A 15,943-nucleotide genomic window follows, 5' to 3' on the forward strand; every position below is an offset into this window, starting at 1 on the left:
TTTTTCTGCTTTGTCAGGTCATAAATAAGTGAGGCGGAGGATGTAACAATGGAACAGCAGCATATGTTTACCAACCGGATGATCCGTAATCTTCTGGTGCCGGTAGTGCTGGAACAGATTTTGAATTCGATAATGGGAACCGCAGATACCATGATGGTCAGCAATGTAGGATCTGCGGCTCTTTCTGCGGTATCGCTGGTGGATTCCATCAATGTGCTTCTGATCCAGGCTTTTTCGGCGCTGGCAGCGGGAGGCGCCATTGTCTGCGCCCAGTATATCGGACAGAGGAATTATGAGAAGGCGAATATGTCTGCCAGGCAGGTGCTTTTTATCATCACAGCGATTTCTGTAGTGGTGTCTGCAGTCTGTCTGATCTTTCAGAAGCCGCTTTTGAGGCTGATCTTCGGTGCGGTGGATGCGGATGTTATGCGTGCATCGGAAATTTATTTCTTTTTCACGGCACTGTCATTCCCCTTTATTGCGGCTTATGATTCTGCGGCTTCGATCTTTCGTGCCCAGGAGAATACCAGGGGGCCTATGACCATCTCCATGATCTCCAATATCATGAACATTGGCGGAAATGCGGTTCTGATCTGGGTTTTCCACCTTGGTGTTGCAGGAGCGGCGATCTCCACACTGGTTTCCCGTATTTTCTGTGCAGTGGTTGTTCTCTGGCAGCTGCGTAAGGATCGTCAGCCTGTCGTTGTGAAGGATTACCTGAAGATCCGCCCGGACTGGAGCATGATCGGACGTATCCTGGGACTTGGGATTCCTTCGGGAATTGAGAACAGTATGTTTCAGCTTGGAAAGCTTGCCATCCAGTCTACGGTTTCCACACTGGGAACAGCAGCCATCGCAGCGCAGGCAATGACCAATATCCTTGAGAACCTGAATGGTATCGCGGCCATCGGAGTAGGTGTGGGCCTGATGACCATCGTAGGCCAGTGTCTTGGTGCCGACCGCAGGGATGAGGCGGTCTATTACATAAAAAAACTCTGCGTCATTGCAGAGACAATTATTATCGTAAGCTGTCTGATCGTGTATATTTTGGTCAGACCGGTGACGATCCTTGGCGGAATGGAGAGTACCAGTGCGGAAATGTGCATCCACATGATCACATGGATCACCATCGTAAAGCCTGTGGTATGGACAATGGCGTTCGTGCCGGGGTATGGTCTTCGTGCAGCCGGTGATGTGAAGTTTTCCATGATCACCTCCTGTTGTACCATGTGGGCGTGCAGGTTCTGTCTCTGTGTTTTCCTGATCCGTGTCCTGGGCTTCGGGCCTATGGGTGTCTGGATCGGAATGTTTGCAGACTGGACTGTTCGTGGGATCATTTTTACCTGGCGTTTCCACAGCCGCAAATGGCTGGAGCACAAGGTAATCTGAAAAGGAGGGCATCGTATATATGAAGAATGGACTGGAAGACCAGTATGTCATAAAAAACAACAAGCGCCTCCGTTATGGCTACACAACAGGCTCCTGTGCAGCCGGGGCAGCCAGGGGTGCAGTCCGGATGCTGCTTTCGGGAGAGACTCTTTCCGAGGTAGAGCTTGATACCCCAAAGGGGATCACCCTCACGTTACAGCTTCACGATATTACCCGGGGCGAAACCTATGTCTCCTGTGCGGTACAGAAGGATGCAGGGGATGATCCGGATACCACCAACGGGATCCTGGTCTATGTAAAAGCGGAGAAGTTTTCTGTTTCAGCGGCAGAACAGGCCGGGCAGGAACGGAAAACAGAGAGATCCCGGCCTCAGATCATCCTGGACGGAGGGGTCGGTGTGGGGCGTGTCACCAAGCCGGGACTTTCCCAGAACGTGGGGGAAGCGGCGATCAATCCGGTTCCCAGAGCCATGATCCTGCGGGAAGCCGAAGAGGCGGCCCAGGAATATGACTACGAGGGCGGTCTGAAGCTTACCGTATCCGTTCCCCAGGGGGAGGAGATCGCGAAGAAAACCTTTAATCCCCGTCTTGGCATTCTTGGCGGGATCTCCATACTTGGAACCAGCGGGATCGTGGAGCCCATGAGTGAGAAGGCTCTGATCGAAAGTATCCATGTGGAGATGAAGCAGCATTTCTGCCAGGGAGAAGATTTTATCCTGGTGACACCGGGGAATTACGGTGCGGATTATCTCAGGGAGCATATGTCCATTCCCTTTGAGAACAATATCAAGTGCAGCAATTATGTAGGAGAGACCATTGACATGGCCATTGATATGGGCGTAAAGGGCATTCTTTTTGTGGCTCATATCGGTAAGTTTGTAAAGGTTGCCGCCGGGATCATGAATACCCATTCCCACTGTGCTGACGGAAGGATGGAGGTTCTCTGTGCAAGTGCCATCCGTGCAGGGGGCTCTCTGGAATGTGCCAGAGAGATCCTGGAGGCGGGGACTACCGATGAGGCGCTGGCTGTTCTTGACAGCTATGGTATCCTGAAAGAGACTATGGCTGTGGTCATGGAGAAGATCCAGTTTTATCTGGACCACAGATCCTATGAGCAGATCCTTTTGGGTGCTGTGGTGTTTTCCAATGTATACGGACTGCTGGGGCAGACCCGGGATGCAGAGGAGCTGATCCATAAGATACAGGAGCAGGCAGTCGGGGTGGATGATATTTCATGACAGGAAACCCCGGTCCGGATGGAATTTTTTTAATTTCAGGACAAAATTTGATATAAATAACAGACAGGTTTTATCCTGTCTGGAAAATATAGCTAGGAGGAAAGAAATATGGCAGGTAAATTATATGGTGTAGGTGTAGGACCGGGAGATCCGGAGCTTCTTACCTTAAAAGCACTTCGTCTTGTAAAGGAGGCAGAGGTGATCGCACTTCCGGGACAGGTTCCGGAGGATACGGTAGCGTTTAAGATCGTGGAGGGGGCTTATCCGGAGCTTGGAAAGAAGGAGCTTCTTGCAGTTCCTTTTCCGATGTCCAAGGATCCTGAGGTGCTGAAGAGCTATCACGATGCAGGAGCAGATAAAGTCAAGGCTGTCCTGGACCAGGGTAAAGACGTGGTATTTCTCACACTGGGAGATCCTACCGTGTATTCCACATATCTCTATATCCATCACAGACTTGTGGCTCAGGGCTATGAGACGGAGATCGTCTGTGGCATCACATCCTTCTGTGCAGTTTCCGCCCGTCTGAACACCGGACTTGTGGAGAAGGCAGAGCCTCTTCACGTGATCCCGGCTTCCTATCAGATCGAGGATGCGCTGAAGCTTTCCGGTACCAAGGTCCTTATGAAGGCCGGAAAGAAAATGAAGGATGTGAAGGCGGAGCTTCTTTCCCAGGGGGCAGAGGCCATGATGATCGAAAACTGCGGAATGCCGGATGAAAAGATCTACCGGACCGTGGAGGAGATCCCTGAGGATGCAGGATATTATTCCCTGATCATTATCAAAGAAAACAAAGACAGAAGAGAGGAATAGATTATGGTACATTTTGTAGGAGCAGGTCCGGGAGCACCGGATCTTATCACAGTAAGAGGTAAACAGTATCTGGAAGAGGCAGATGTGATCATCTATGCGGGATCTCTTGTAAATCCCCAGCTTCTGGAGTATTCCAAGGATGTGTGCACCATCCATAACAGTGCAAAGATGACCCTTGAGGAAGTGATCTCTGTTATGGAGAGAGCAGAGGCTGACGGTAAGATGACCGTTCGTCTCCACACCGGCGATCCATGTATCTACGGTGCGATCCGTGAGCAGATGGATATCCTGGATGAAAAGGGAATCCCCTATGATTCCTGCCCGGGTGTCAGTGCCTTCTGCGGAGCTGCATCTGCACTGAACCTGGAGTATACACTTCCGGATATTTCCCAGAGTGTGATCATCACAAGAATGGAAGGAAGGACACCGGTGCCGGCAAAAGAGAGCATTCAGTCCTTTGCCGCTCATAATGCGACTATGGTTATTTTCCTCAGTACAGGTATGCTGGAGGAGCTGAGCCGCAGACTGGTGGAGGGCGGATACCGTGAGGACACACCGGCTGCCATCGTCTACAAAGCAACCTGGCCCGATGAGAAGAAGTTTATCTGTACAGTGGGTACTCTGGCTCAGACAGCAAAAGAGAACAAGATCACAAAAACAGCGCTTATGCTGGTAGGTGATGCGGTCAATGCTGCAAGCTATGACAGATCCAAGCTGTATGATCCTGGCTTTACCACAGAGTTCCGTGAGGCTACGAAATAAAATATGAACATTACCATCATTTGCTTCAGTATGACAGGGCTGGAGACAGGGGAAAGGCTTCAGAGGGCTCTGGAAAAAGAGGGTGAGAGTGTCACCCTTGCAAAAAAGAGCCGGTACCTTCCGGATCCGATCTCTGTTTCCACCTCCCAGTGGGCAGGGGAACAGTTCCGGACAGGAAAAGAGGGCGTGATCTTTGTTGGCGCCTGCGGGATCGCAGTGCGCAGTATCGCACCTTACATTGCCGGAAAAAAGACGGATCCGGCTGTGCTGGTGGTCGATGAATGCGGAAAATTTGTCATTGCTCTTCTTTCCGGACATCTGGGCGGAGCCAATGAGCTGGCTCTTCGCTGTGCCGGATATCTTAAGGCGGTGCCGGTTGTGACAACAGCCACAGATCTTCACAGCCGTTTTGCAGTGGATGTTTTTGCAAAAAAGAATGGCTGTGCTATTTTTCATATGAAGGCTGCAAAGGAGGCTTCTGCGGCCCTTCTTGCAGGAGAGAGCGTTGGCTTTTACAGTGAGTTTCCATGGGACGGGGAGCTGCCGGAGGGTCTGGTGCTTTGCGGGAAGGACGGAAGGCCCTCAGCTGCAGCGGATCCGGAGAAGGGTGAGATAGCCGGTGAGGCACCGGAAACAGGTATTGCGGTGACGATCCACAGAGGCTGCCTGCCCTTTAAAAATACAGTCCATGTGGTGCCGCCCGCTGCAGTTCTGGGAATGGGCTGCCGCAGGGGAAAGGATGCAGCTTCCATCCGGAAGGCGGCAGAGGAATGTCTGAAGGAATCAGATGTTTACAGAGAAGCACTGAGAGCCATTGCCAGTATCGATCTGAAGAAAGAAGAGGTGGGACTTCTTTCTCTGGCAGAAGCCTGGCAGCTTCCGTTTCTGACCTTTACAGAGGAAGAGCTGAAGGCAGTGCAGGGTGAATTTACCCCGTCACAATTTGTAAAAAAGATAACAGGTGTAGAGAATGTCTGTGAGAGAAGCGCGGTTCTGGGTTGCGGACAGGGTACACTGATCAGAAAAAAAACAGGCCGGGACGGTGTGACTACCGCCCTTGCAGCCGGAAATCGGAGGATACGTTTTGAGTAAGATTTATGTTGTAGGAATTGGCCCGGGTGCGTATGACCAGATGACTGGAAGAGCGATCCGTGCATTAAATGAAAGTGATGTGATCATCGGTTACACGGTGTATGTGGATCTTGTAAAGGAGTATTTTGCAGGCAAAGAGTTCATGACCACACCGATGAAAAAAGAGGTAGACCGCTGTGTACTTGCTTTTGACGAGGCAAAAAAAGGAAAAACAGTTTCCATGATCTGCAGTGGTGACGCCGGTGTTTACGGTATGGCAGGTCTGATGTATGAGGTGGGAGAAAACTATCCGGATGTGGAGCTGACCATTATCCCGGGTGTGACAGCAGCCACAGGCGGCGCCGCAGTGCTGGGTGCACCGCTGATCCATGATTTCTGCCTGATCAGCTTAAGTGATCTTCTGACTCCGTGGGAGAAGATCGAGGCAAGGCTTCTGGCAGCAGCACAGGCGGATTTTGTGGTATGCCTTTACAATCCGTCCAGCAGAAAACGTAAGGATTATCTTCAGAAGGCCTGTGATCTGATGATGAAATACAAGTCTCCGGATACTGTCTGCGGCACGGTTGCCCAGATTGCACGTGACGGCGAGACTGCACAGGTTATGACACTGAAGGAGCTCCGTGATACAGAAGTGGATATGTTTACTACCGTATTTGTGGGAAATTCACAGACTAAGAATGTAAACGGCAAGATGGTAACACCAAGGGGATATAAGAATGTATAAAGCCATTGTTTTTGCAGGAACCACCGAGGGCTATGCGCTCTGTGAGTTCCTTGCGGAAAATCATGTTCCGGTCTATGCCTGTGCAGCCACGGAATATGGCGGCTCCCTTCTGAAGGAAAATGAATTTCTCCATGTCAGCGCCGGAAGGCTGAAAACCGAAGATATGGAGGAGCTTTTCCGAAGGGAAGCGCCGGAGATCGTTCTGGACGCCACTCATCCCTATGCAGCAGAGGTGACAAAAAATATCCGGACTGCCTGTGAGAACGGAAGCATCCGCTATCAGCGTGTCCTTCGCCCGGAGGGGGAGAAGAACAGGGAAGCCATCTATGTGGAAAGCACGGAGAAAGCGGCAGAGCTTCTTTCCGGTACAGAGGGGAACATTTTTCTTACCACAGGAAGCAAGGAGCTGTCTAAATTTACAGTGATCCCGGATTACCAGGAGAGGCTTTTTGCCCGGGTGCTGTCCATCCCTTCCGTGATCAGCTCCTGCGCGGAGCTGGGGATCGAAGGAAAGCATCTCATCGGTATGCAGGGGCCATTTTCCACAGAGATTAACGAAGCCATGCTTCGACAGTTTCAGTGCAGCTATCTGGTCACCAAGGATACCGGTCTGGCAGGTGGATTCCCGGAAAAGATGGAGGCCTGTCAGCGCTGCGGCGTCACACCTGTGATCATCGGAAGACCATTGCAGGAGGAGGGGCTGTCCCTGCCGGAAGCAAGGGTATTTCTGGCAAAGCTGTTCGGCCTTACCCTGTCACAGAGGGTTTCTCTTGTAGGCATCGGCATGGGTGCGGAAAAAACACTGACCCTGGAAGGAAAGGAGGCCTTTGATGAGGCGGAGCTTCTGATCGGTGCAAAGCGTATGACAGAGGCCGTACAGAGGCCGGGGCAGATGGTTCTCCATGAGTACCGCAGTGATAAGATCGTGGAGTATATCAAGACACATCCACAGTACCGTACCGTAGCCATTGCCCTTTCCGGCGATGTAGGCTTCTACAGCGGTGCAAGGAAGCTGATCGATCTTCTGGATGGTGATGTCCAGGTGATCTGCGGGATTTCTTCCGTTGTTTATTTTATGGCGAAGATCGGTCTTTCCTGGGATGATGCCAGGATCGTCAGCGCTCATGGAAGAGACTGCAATCTGATTGCCCTGATCCGGCATAACCCCAAAGTTTTTTCCATTCTGGGAACAGAGGATGGGGTAGCTCGTCTGGCTTCCCGTCTGGTTGCGTATGGAATGGGTGATGTGACCCTTTATGTGGGCGAAAATCTTTCCTACGAAAATGAAAAGATCTTTCATGCCAGTGCGGCAGAGCTTACAGAATACCGGGGTGATGCGTTAAGCGTGGTAACTGCGTGCAATGAAAAGGCAGTACCTTTGCCCGCAGTTCACGGGATCTGTGATGAGGAATTTCTCCGTGGGAAGGCGCCTATGACAAAGGAAGAGGTGCGTACGGTTTCTCTGTCCAAGCTTCGTCTTCAGGAAAATTCTGTCTGCTATGATGTGGGAGCGGGCACAGGCTCGGTTTCTGTTGAGATGGCGCTTCGTGCCTGGAAGGGGCAGGTCTATGCCATCGAGAAAAAGGAAGATGCCCTTGCTCTTCTGAAGGAGAACAGGCGGAAATTTGCCACAGACAATCTGGAGATCGTGCCGGGTACTGCACCGGAAGCGATGGTGGAACTGCCTGTTCCGACACATGCCTTTATCGGCGGGTCTTCCGGAAATATGAATGAGATCATCCGGCTTCTTCTGGACAAAAATCCGGGAGTACGGATCGTGATCAACTGCATCACACTGGAGACGGTGACGGAAGCCATGAATGCCATCCGGGATTTCAGCCTGACGGATGTGGATATCGTACAGCTGTCTGCGGCAAGATCAAAATCTATCGGAAGGTATCATATGATGATGGGTGAGAATCCGATCTATATCATTTCCTGCAGCGGAAGAGGGGAGGAGATTTAGGTGAAGATCCCGAGAATACTTCTTGCGGCAGGTGCCAGCGGAAGCGGAAAAACCCTGATCACCTGCGGACTGCTTCAGGCGCTGGTGAACCGTGGCCTTAAGGTGGCTTCTTTTAAATGCGGCCCGGATTACATAGATCCTATGTTCCACAGCCGTGTGATCGGTACAAGATCCCGAAACCTGGATACGTTTTTTACAGATGGAGACAGAACCCGGTATCTTCTGGCAAAGAACGCATCGGACTGTGAGATCGCAGTGATGGAGGGAGTCATGGGGTATTATGACGGTGTAGGAGGGATCACCTCCAGAGCCAGCGCCTATGATCTGGCCTCCACCACAGATACACCGGTGATCCTGATCGTAAACAGCCGTGGTATGAGTGTTTCCCTGGCTGCCTATGTAAAGGGCTTTCTGGAATACAAAAAGGACAGTCATATCTGCGGCGTGATCTTTAACCAGATGTCTCCCATGCTGTATCCCAGGATGAAGAAGCTTCTGGAAGAGGAGCTTTCCGTAAAGGTGCTGGGATATGTTCCGAAGGTGGAGGACTGTCTGATCGAAAGCCGTCATCTGGGGCTGGTGCTTCCGGAGGAGATCCCGGAGCTGAAAAGCCGTCTGCAGAAGCTTTCCGAGGTACTGGAGAAAACCCTGGATATCGATGGGATCCTGGAGCTTGCAGGGGAAGCACCGGAGCTTGCGGCACCGGAGACGGAAATGCTGATACAGAAGGATACTGCCTTCGGATACCGTACAGAGGAAAAGGTGCGGATCGGTGTGGCGGATGATGAAGCCTTCTGCTTTTTCTATGCGGATAATTTAAATCTTCTGGAGCAGATGGGAGCGGAGCTGGTACGTTTTTCCCCCATTCATGACAGAGAGCTTCCGGAGGATCTGGACGGGCTTCTTTTAAGCGGCGGTTACCCGGAATTAAACGGGAAGGCGCTGGAAGAAAATCAGGAAATGTGCACCCGGATCCGGGAAGTCATCCTGGACGGAATGCCCTGTCTGGCAGAATGTGGCGGATTCATGTATCTTCATCAGGAGATGGAGGATATGGAAGGAAAGCAGCGCAGAGTCTGCGGGGTGATCCCTGGAAGGGCTTACCGGACACCGAAGCTGAACCGGTTTGGCTATATCACCCTTACGGAAAAACAGGATACCGGACTTGGTGAGATCCCGGCTCATGAATTCCATTACTTTGATTCCACAGATTGCGGAGAGGATTTTCATGCGGCAAAGCCGGCATCTAAAAGAGGATGGGATTGTATCCATGACCGGGGCAGGCTGATGGCAGGATTTCCGCATCTTTATTATTACGGAAATCCCAGGATTCCGGCACGCTTTCTGAAGAACGCACTGGAATATAAGAAAGAACGGAGGCAGAAAAAAGATGCTGAAATATAGTCTTCCTGCACTGGTCATAGGATTTGTGCTGGATCTTCTGATCGGAGATCCCAGATGGCTTTATCATCCGATCTGTGTCATCGGCAATCTGATTGCAGTGCTGGAAAAAATGATCCGGAAGATTTTTCCGAAAAATCACGGCGGTGAGCTGACAGGAGGCTTTCTGATCGTAGTGCTTGTCTGTCTGTTCAGCGGCGGGGTGCCGCTTCTGGTGCTTTATTATCTTTACCGGTATCTGCCGGTGGCCGGATTTGTGCTGGAGGTTTTCTGGTGCTATCAGCTTCTTGCCACCCGTTCCCTGAAAGATGAGAGTATGAAGGTTTATGACCGGTTGAAAAACGGGACTCTGGACGAGGCACGCTATGCGGTGTCCATGATCGTAGGCCGTGATACCAGAGAGCTTACGGAAACCGGCGTGACAAAGGCTGCTGTGGAAACCGTTGCGGAAAATGCATCCGACGGCGTGATTGCTCCCATGCTTTATATGGCTATCGGCGGGGTGCCGCTGATGTTTTTGTACAAGGGTATCAATACCATGGATTCCATGCTTGGATATAAAAATGACAAATATCTTTATTTCGGCCGTATTGCGGCAAAGCTGGATGATGTGGCCAATTATATCCCTGCCAGGATCTCCGGATGGCTGATGGTGGCAGGAACTGTTTTTACAGGAATGGATACAAAAAATGCGGCAAAGATCTACAAACGTGACCGGAGAAATCATGCAAGCCCCAACTCTGCTCAGACAGAGGCTGCCATGGCCGGAGCGCTGGATGTACAGCTTGCGGGAAATGCATATTATTTCGGGAAATTATATGAAAAACCCACGATCGGGGATCCGATCCGCCCGGTGGAGCCGGAGGATATCAAAAGAGCTAACCGGCTGATGTACGCGGCATCCATACTGGGTATGGTTGTATTTGGACTGCTCAGTGCGGGGATCCGGTTCGGGTTATTAAGGTAACAATAAATACAGACAGGAGAATGACCAATGACAAAACACATACATGGAGGAGACGTATATAAACATAAAGACTGCCTGGATTTTTCGGCAAATCTGAATCCTTTGGGAACACCGGAAAGTGTGAAGCAGGCCATTATCCACAGTCTGGATCATATTGCACAGTATCCCCAGGTGGGATGCGGCGTTCTCAGGGAAAGGATCGCAGAATCGGAAGGGGTAAAAGCGGAAGAGGTAATATGCGGTAACGGAGCAGCAGAAGTGATCTTTACGCTCTGTCATGCAGTAAAGCCAAAGCGGGCTCTGATCCCGGCGCCTACTTTTGCGGAATACGGACAGGCTCTGGCCAGCACTGGCTGTGAGTTGGAATATTACATGCTGACGGAAAATGACGGCTTTGTGCTCAGTGAAGCCTATCTGGATATCCTCCATAAGGGACTGGATATGGCTTTCTTATGTAACCCCAACAATCCTACCGGCATGCTGATTCCCCACAGGCTTCTGAAAAGGATCCTGGAAAAATGCAGAAAGCTGGATATCCTGCTGGTGGTAGATGAATGTTTTCTTGATTTTGTAAAGGAACCGGAAGAGTATTCTCTGAAGCGTTCTCTTTCCGGGTTCAATAATCTTTTTATCCTGAAGGCATTTACAAAAAGATATGCCATGGCAGGGGTGCGGCTGGGCTATGGCCTCTGTTCTGACAGAAAGCTGATGGAAAGGATGGAGCTCTGCGTTCAGCCATGGAATGTTTCCACCATGGCCCAGGCAGCCGGGCTCCAGGCACTTACAGAGACGGAATATGTAGAGGAGGGAAGACAGCTTGTTTTTCGGGAGGCACAGTGGCTGAAGGATGAGCTGGTCCGCATTGGGTATAAAGTATTTCCGTCGGAAGCAAATTATATTTTCTTTAAAGGACCGGAGGAGCTCTTTGACTTCTGTCTGCGGAAGCGGATCCTGATCCGTGACTGCAGCAATTATCCGGGTCTTACAAAGGGGTATTACCGGATCGCGGTAAAGCGCCATGAAGAAAATGTAAAACTGATCGAAGTACTTGAGGGAGGTATATTATGGCAAAAGCAATAATGGTACAGGGAACCATGTCCAATGCCGGAAAAAGCCTGCTGGCTGCGGGACTTTGCAGGATCTTTAAGCAGGATGGATATCGTGTGGCTCCTTTTAAATCACAAAATATGGCACTGAATTCCTTTATCACAGAGGATGGTCTTGAGATGGGACGGGCCCAGGTCATGCAGGCAGAGGCAGCCGGGATCCGGCCGTCTGTCCTGATGAATCCGATCCTTCTGAAGCCTACCAATGATGTAGGCTCCCAGGTGATCGTAAACGGAGAGGTTCTTGGAACCATGAGTGCCAGGGATTATTTCAAATATAAGAAGACCCTGGTCCCGGATGTGATGAAGGCGTACAACGCTCTTGCAGCGGAAAACGATATCATTGTCATCGAAGGTGCGGGAAGTCCTGCCGAGATCAATCTCAAGGATGAGGATATTGTAAATATGGGTATGGCAAAGATGGCCAAGGCACCGGTCCTTCTTGTGGGGGATATTGACCGTGGAGGTGTTTTTGCCCAGCTGATCGGTACGGTGGAGCTTCTGGAGGACGATGAGAAGGCTATGGTAAAGGGGCTGATCATCAACAAATTCCGCGGAGATAAGACTATTCTGGACCCTGGTGTTGTCATGCTTGAGGAAAGAAGCGGGATCCCGGTGGTGGGTGTGGCGCCTTATCTGGATATCCAGGTGGAGGATGAGGACAGCCTGACGGAGCGTTTTGACCGGAAGCAGGAAGCCGGTGTCATTGATATCGCAGTGGTCCGTACACCAAGGATCTCCAACTTTACGGATTTTAATCCTTTTGAGAGCATTCCCGGAGTTTCTCTCCGCTATGTAAAACACCCGAGAGATCTTCACTCTCCGGACATGATCATCCTTCCTGGAACCAAGAACACCATGGGTGATCTGATCTGGATGCGGGAAAGCGGAATGGAGGCAGCGGTTCTCAAGGAAGCCTCCAGAGGCAAGCTGATCTTTGGTGTCTGCGGCGGCTATCAGATGCTGGGCGAGACCTTAAGCGATCCTCATGGCGTTGAAAATGGCGGTTCCATGAAAGGAATGGGACTTCTTCCCATGGAAACGGTATTTGCCGAAAAGAAAACCAGGACCAGGGTGCAGGGGCATTTCGGTCAGCTGTCCGGTGTGTTTGCTCCTCTTTCCGGTGCGGAGATCGAGGGCTACGAGATCCATATGGGCGAAAGTATCCTGAAGGAGAATGCAGGAACAGCCACGAAGATCACAGACAGCGTCAGCGGTAAGAAAAAAGAAGAGGGTGCTTTTGCGGGAAATGTGTGCGGAACCTATATCCACGGCGTTTTCGATAAGGAAGCATCTGCAGAGGCGATCATCCGCGTGATCGGCGAGAAAAAAGGTATTGATGTGGAAAATATGACAGGCGTGGATTTTGCGGCATTTAAGGAACAGCAGTATGATATCCTGGCTGCAGAGATGCGGAAGCATCTGGATATGAAAAAAATCTATGAGATACTGGAAAACGGGATTACGGAGGAAGAATAGAAATGAAAGTTGAGCTTGAAAATGTAAAACCCATGGAGATCGAAAAAAGAAGCTTTGAGATTATCACAGAAGAGCTGGGGGATACTCCCCTGATCCCGGGAACAGAGCTGATCGTAAAACGCTGCATCCACACAAGCGCAGATTTTGATTATGCAAAAAATCTCTGCTTCTCGGAGGGTGCAGTGGAAAGGGCCATGGACGCCATCCTCAACGGTGCCTGCATCGTCACAGATACCCAGATGGCAAAGGCCGGGATCAACAAGCGTGCACTTGCCCGCTACGGCGGTGAGGCTTACTGCTTCATGTCCGATGAGGATGTGGCTGCCCTTGCAAAAAAGAACGGGACTACCAGAGCCACAGCCAGCATGGACAAGGCAGCAGAGATGGATAAAAAGCTGATCTTTGCCATTGGAAACGCACCTACCGCACTGGTACGTCTTTATGAGCTTATTGAGAACGGAAAGCTTTCTCCTGAGCTGATCATCGGTGTGCCGGTAGGCTTTGTGAATGTTGTGCAGTCCAAGGAGCTGATCATGCACGCAGATGTGCCTTATATTGTGGCAAAAGGACGCAAGGGTGGAAGCAACATCGCTGCGTGCATTGTAAATGCCCTGCTCTACATGATCGATAACCGGAGAGATTAGGAGCCGGTAACCTCCTTCAGAAGCTGACAGGCAGGCAGAAAATCCTTGGATGGAATGGAGGAGCAGGAGAGGACCAGGGTGACCTCGGCTCCGTTTTCTCTGAGAACCTCCAGTCCCAGACCACGGTTCCGGGCTCTGTCTGTCAGTTCACTGCCTGTGAGAGAACAGGGAAGAGTAAGGGCAAGGCTGGTTCCTGCGGCTCCTGTTTGGATCTGGCAGTCCTGGCCGAAAGTTTCCCGGACAGCCTGGGAAAGAGCCTTCAGCTTCTGGGAATAAAGGCGGCGGAGCTTTCTTGTCTGGGAAGCCAGATGCCCGTCGCGGATAAACTGGCAGAGCGCGATCTGTTCTGCCTTGGAAGCAGTCTGATTATAAAAGGCTGCTTTTTTTGTATATTTTTCCCGGAGAGAGCGCGGCAGTACCATGAAGCTGACACGGATGGAGGGCAGCAGCAGCCTGGAAAAGGAACCGATATAGACAACGTTTTCACCACCTGCAAGACTGAAAAGTGAAGGCGTCGGCTTTTGGAAATAAACAAATTCGTTTTCGAAATCATCCTCAATGATCAGATGGTCATTGATTTCTGCATGACGGATCAGCTCCAGCCGTCGTTTTACCGGCATGATCTCGCCCCATTTCGTCATGTGAGCAGGGGAAACATAGATCACATCGCAGCTTTTGTCCCGGTAATGGACATCAAAGCCGTAATCCTGAAAGATGGTGCTGCATGTGGTGAAGGACGGTGTGGGGAACGAAACGGTTTTCCGTTCATGGATCAGAGGACAGAGGATCTGGAGAAGGGGCTGGAGACCGGCCCCTACTACAATATCATCCGGGGAGCAGATCACATTTCTGCGTTCCCGGATATAGTCTGCGAGAACCTCCCGGAAATCGCTTTCGCCCTGGGGTTCGCCATAAGAAAGCATACGGTCGCCCTGGCGGAGGGCGCTTTTGATGTAACGCTGCCACAGATCAAAACGGAAGCTTTCCCGGTCAACACCGGAAGAGGCAAAATCATAAAGGCAGGGCGTGATATCCTTATCCTGTTTTTCGGGGGTAAGCAGATGCTGCTTGGAAGCAATGCCGGTGACATAATAGCCGCTCTGTGCCCTGGCGATGATATAGCCGTCTGCTGCCAGCAGAAGATAGGCATTTTCGATGGTGGTACGGCTCAGCTTCAGCTCCTGGGCGCATTTGCGGAGGGAGGGCATTTTGCTTCCGGGAAGGAGACGGCCTTCCAGGATCAGCTTCCGGTAATAGTGGTAAACCTCCAGATAAAGGTGTTCTTTTTTGTGTTCTGAAGATATATTTAACATAAGTATGATGATTTCCTTCCAAAAATGATTGCGTAAACCTGACAGTTCATTCTATAATATTACAGAAAAAAACTCAAGACTGGAGAATTACCATGAAAAAAATAGCAGTGATCAATGATCTTTCCGGGCTGGGGAAATGTTCACTGACAGCAGCGATCCCGGTGATCTCGGTGATGGGAGTCCAGGCGTGTCCACTTCCCACCGCTGTTTTAAGCAACCAGACCGGTTATGAAAGTTATTTCTGTGAGGATTTCACAGAGCATATGGAACCATATATGGAGCAGTGGAAAAAAAGAGGATTTTTCCCGGATGGGATCTATACAGGATTTCTTTCTGACGATAAGCAGGCAGACAGGATCCTGAAATTTATGGATCTGTTTGCCAGTGAGGAGACATTGATTCTTACAGATCCGGTAATGGGAGATGACGGGGAAGTCTACCCGATTTATACAGAGGGACTTCGAAGCCGTTTCCGCGAACTGGTCAGCCGTTCCTATGTAATCACCCCAAACATTACAGAGGCATTGCTGCTCCTTTACGGAAAAGAAGAAATGGAGAAAAAATGGAAAGTTCTGGAAACTATGCCGGAGGCAGAAAGGCTGGAGAAGATCCAGGAGATCGGACAGCGCCTTGTTCTTGAATTTTCTCTTTCCGCAGTAGTGATTACAGGTGTGAATTACCGAGAGAATAGTCAGACACTGAAAATGGGAAATCTTGTCCTGGAAAAAGAAAAGGTTTCCTGGGTATTTACCGAAAAATCCGGCGGAAGTTATTCCGGAACCGGAGATCTTTTTGCGTCAGTGCTCAGTGCCGGTCTGGTGAAAGGATATTCCATGGAAACCTGTGCACATATGGCAGTGGAATTTATTTCCACATCAATCAGAGATGCAGTATCAGAAGAAACAGACCGTAATGACGGGGTATGCTTTGAAGCGCATCTAGGTATGTTGCTTTCATAATATAGCCTGCAAATAAAAAGTCAAGGCTAAATTGAAAGAACATTGAAAATTTTATACAGGTTGAAAATTGGGTATCAAAATAAGACCACCACAC

The 15,943-nt window shown here is 50.4% G+C and carries 14 protein-coding genes; 13 read left to right on the forward strand and 1 reads right to left on the reverse strand.

Annotated features, from left to right (window positions below; all coding sequences use genetic code 11):
• Positions 1-48: 48 nt before the first annotated feature.
• From ACTNDQ_RS12735 to ACTNDQ_RS12790, 12 genes are all read left to right on the forward strand, one after another.
• Positions 49-1,389 carry an MATE family efflux transporter gene (locus tag ACTNDQ_RS12735; RefSeq protein WP_441064763.1) on the forward strand — a complete coding sequence of 447 codons (1,341 nt, stop codon included), beginning with the start codon at positions 49-51 and terminating at the stop codon, positions 1,387-1,389.
• 19 nt (positions 1,390-1,408) lie between these two features.
• Positions 1,409-2,626, forward strand: a complete 1,218-nt coding sequence (gene cbiD / locus ACTNDQ_RS12740) for a cobalt-precorrin-5B (C(1))-methyltransferase CbiD (protein WP_441064764.1) — start codon at positions 1,409-1,411, stop codon at positions 2,624-2,626.
• A 108-nt stretch (positions 2,627-2,734) separates the two neighbouring features.
• Positions 2,735-3,436: a precorrin-2 C(20)-methyltransferase gene (cobI, locus tag ACTNDQ_RS12745; protein ID WP_015524809.1), complete on the forward strand. Its 702-nt coding sequence runs from the start codon at positions 2,735-2,737 to the stop codon at positions 3,434-3,436.
• 3 nt (positions 3,437-3,439) lie between these two features.
• Positions 3,440-4,198: a precorrin-4 C(11)-methyltransferase gene (cobM, locus tag ACTNDQ_RS12750; protein ID WP_441064765.1), complete on the forward strand. Its 759-nt coding sequence runs from the start codon at positions 3,440-3,442 to the stop codon at positions 4,196-4,198.
• Between the two features lie 3 nt (positions 4,199-4,201).
• Positions 4,202-5,290, forward strand: coding sequence for a cobalt-precorrin 5A hydrolase (locus ACTNDQ_RS12755; RefSeq protein ID WP_441064766.1), 1,089 nt, complete (start codon positions 4,202-4,204; stop codon positions 5,288-5,290).
• On the forward strand, positions 5,283-6,014 hold the full coding sequence (gene cobJ / locus ACTNDQ_RS12760) for a precorrin-3B C(17)-methyltransferase (protein ID WP_021650567.1): 732 nt from the start codon (positions 5,283-5,285) through the stop codon (positions 6,012-6,014). Before ACTNDQ_RS12755 ends, cobJ begins: the two co-directional genes overlap by 8 nt.
• A complete protein-coding gene (cobK, locus tag ACTNDQ_RS12765) occupies positions 6,007-7,980 on the forward strand; it encodes a precorrin-6A reductase (RefSeq protein ID WP_441064767.1) in 1,974 nt (657 codons plus the stop codon). The genes cobJ and cobK overlap by 8 nt, the downstream gene beginning before the upstream one ends.
• Positions 7,981-9,384 (forward strand): cobyrinate a,c-diamide synthase, encoded by a 1,404-nt coding sequence (locus ACTNDQ_RS12770; protein ID WP_441064768.1) that lies wholly within the window; start codon positions 7,981-7,983, stop codon positions 9,382-9,384.
• Positions 9,371-10,348 carry an adenosylcobinamide-phosphate synthase CbiB gene (gene cbiB, locus ACTNDQ_RS12775; RefSeq protein ID WP_441064769.1) on the forward strand — a complete coding sequence of 326 codons (978 nt, stop codon included), beginning with the start codon at positions 9,371-9,373 and terminating at the stop codon, positions 10,346-10,348. The genes ACTNDQ_RS12770 and cbiB overlap by 14 nt, the downstream gene beginning before the upstream one ends.
• 27 nt (positions 10,349-10,375) lie before the next feature.
• Positions 10,376-11,428 carry a threonine-phosphate decarboxylase CobD gene (gene cobD, locus ACTNDQ_RS12780; protein WP_110102259.1) on the forward strand — a complete coding sequence of 351 codons (1,053 nt, stop codon included), beginning with the start codon at positions 10,376-10,378 and terminating at the stop codon, positions 11,426-11,428.
• Positions 11,413-12,933 carry a cobyric acid synthase gene (locus ACTNDQ_RS12785; RefSeq protein ID WP_278796819.1) on the forward strand — a complete coding sequence of 507 codons (1,521 nt, stop codon included), beginning with the start codon at positions 11,413-11,415 and terminating at the stop codon, positions 12,931-12,933. The genes cobD and ACTNDQ_RS12785 overlap by 16 nt, the downstream gene beginning before the upstream one ends.
• Before the next feature lie 2 nt (positions 12,934-12,935).
• Positions 12,936-13,577: a precorrin-8X methylmutase gene (locus ACTNDQ_RS12790; RefSeq protein ID WP_441064770.1), complete on the forward strand. Its 642-nt coding sequence runs from the start codon at positions 12,936-12,938 to the stop codon at positions 13,575-13,577.
• Here the strand turns inward: ACTNDQ_RS12790 and pdxR are convergent.
• Complete coding sequence (gene pdxR / locus ACTNDQ_RS12795; RefSeq protein ID WP_441064771.1) at positions 13,574-14,890, reverse strand: MocR-like pyridoxine biosynthesis transcription factor PdxR; 1,317 nt, start codon at positions 14,888-14,890, stop codon at positions 13,574-13,576. The genes ACTNDQ_RS12790 and pdxR overlap by 4 nt on opposite strands.
• Before the next feature lie 92 nt (positions 14,891-14,982).
• On the opposite strand from pdxR, the gene ACTNDQ_RS12800 reads away from it, so the two are divergent.
• On the forward strand, positions 14,983-15,849 hold the full coding sequence (locus ACTNDQ_RS12800; RefSeq protein ID WP_279199191.1) for a pyridoxamine kinase: 867 nt from the start codon (positions 14,983-14,985) through the stop codon (positions 15,847-15,849).
• Positions 15,850-15,943 lie beyond the last annotated feature (94 nt).

The sequence above is a fragment of the Blautia massiliensis (ex Liu et al. 2021) genome (genome assembly GCF_052064225.1).
Classification (GTDB): domain Bacteria; phylum Bacillota; class Clostridia; order Lachnospirales; family Lachnospiraceae; genus Blautia_A; species Blautia_A fusiformis.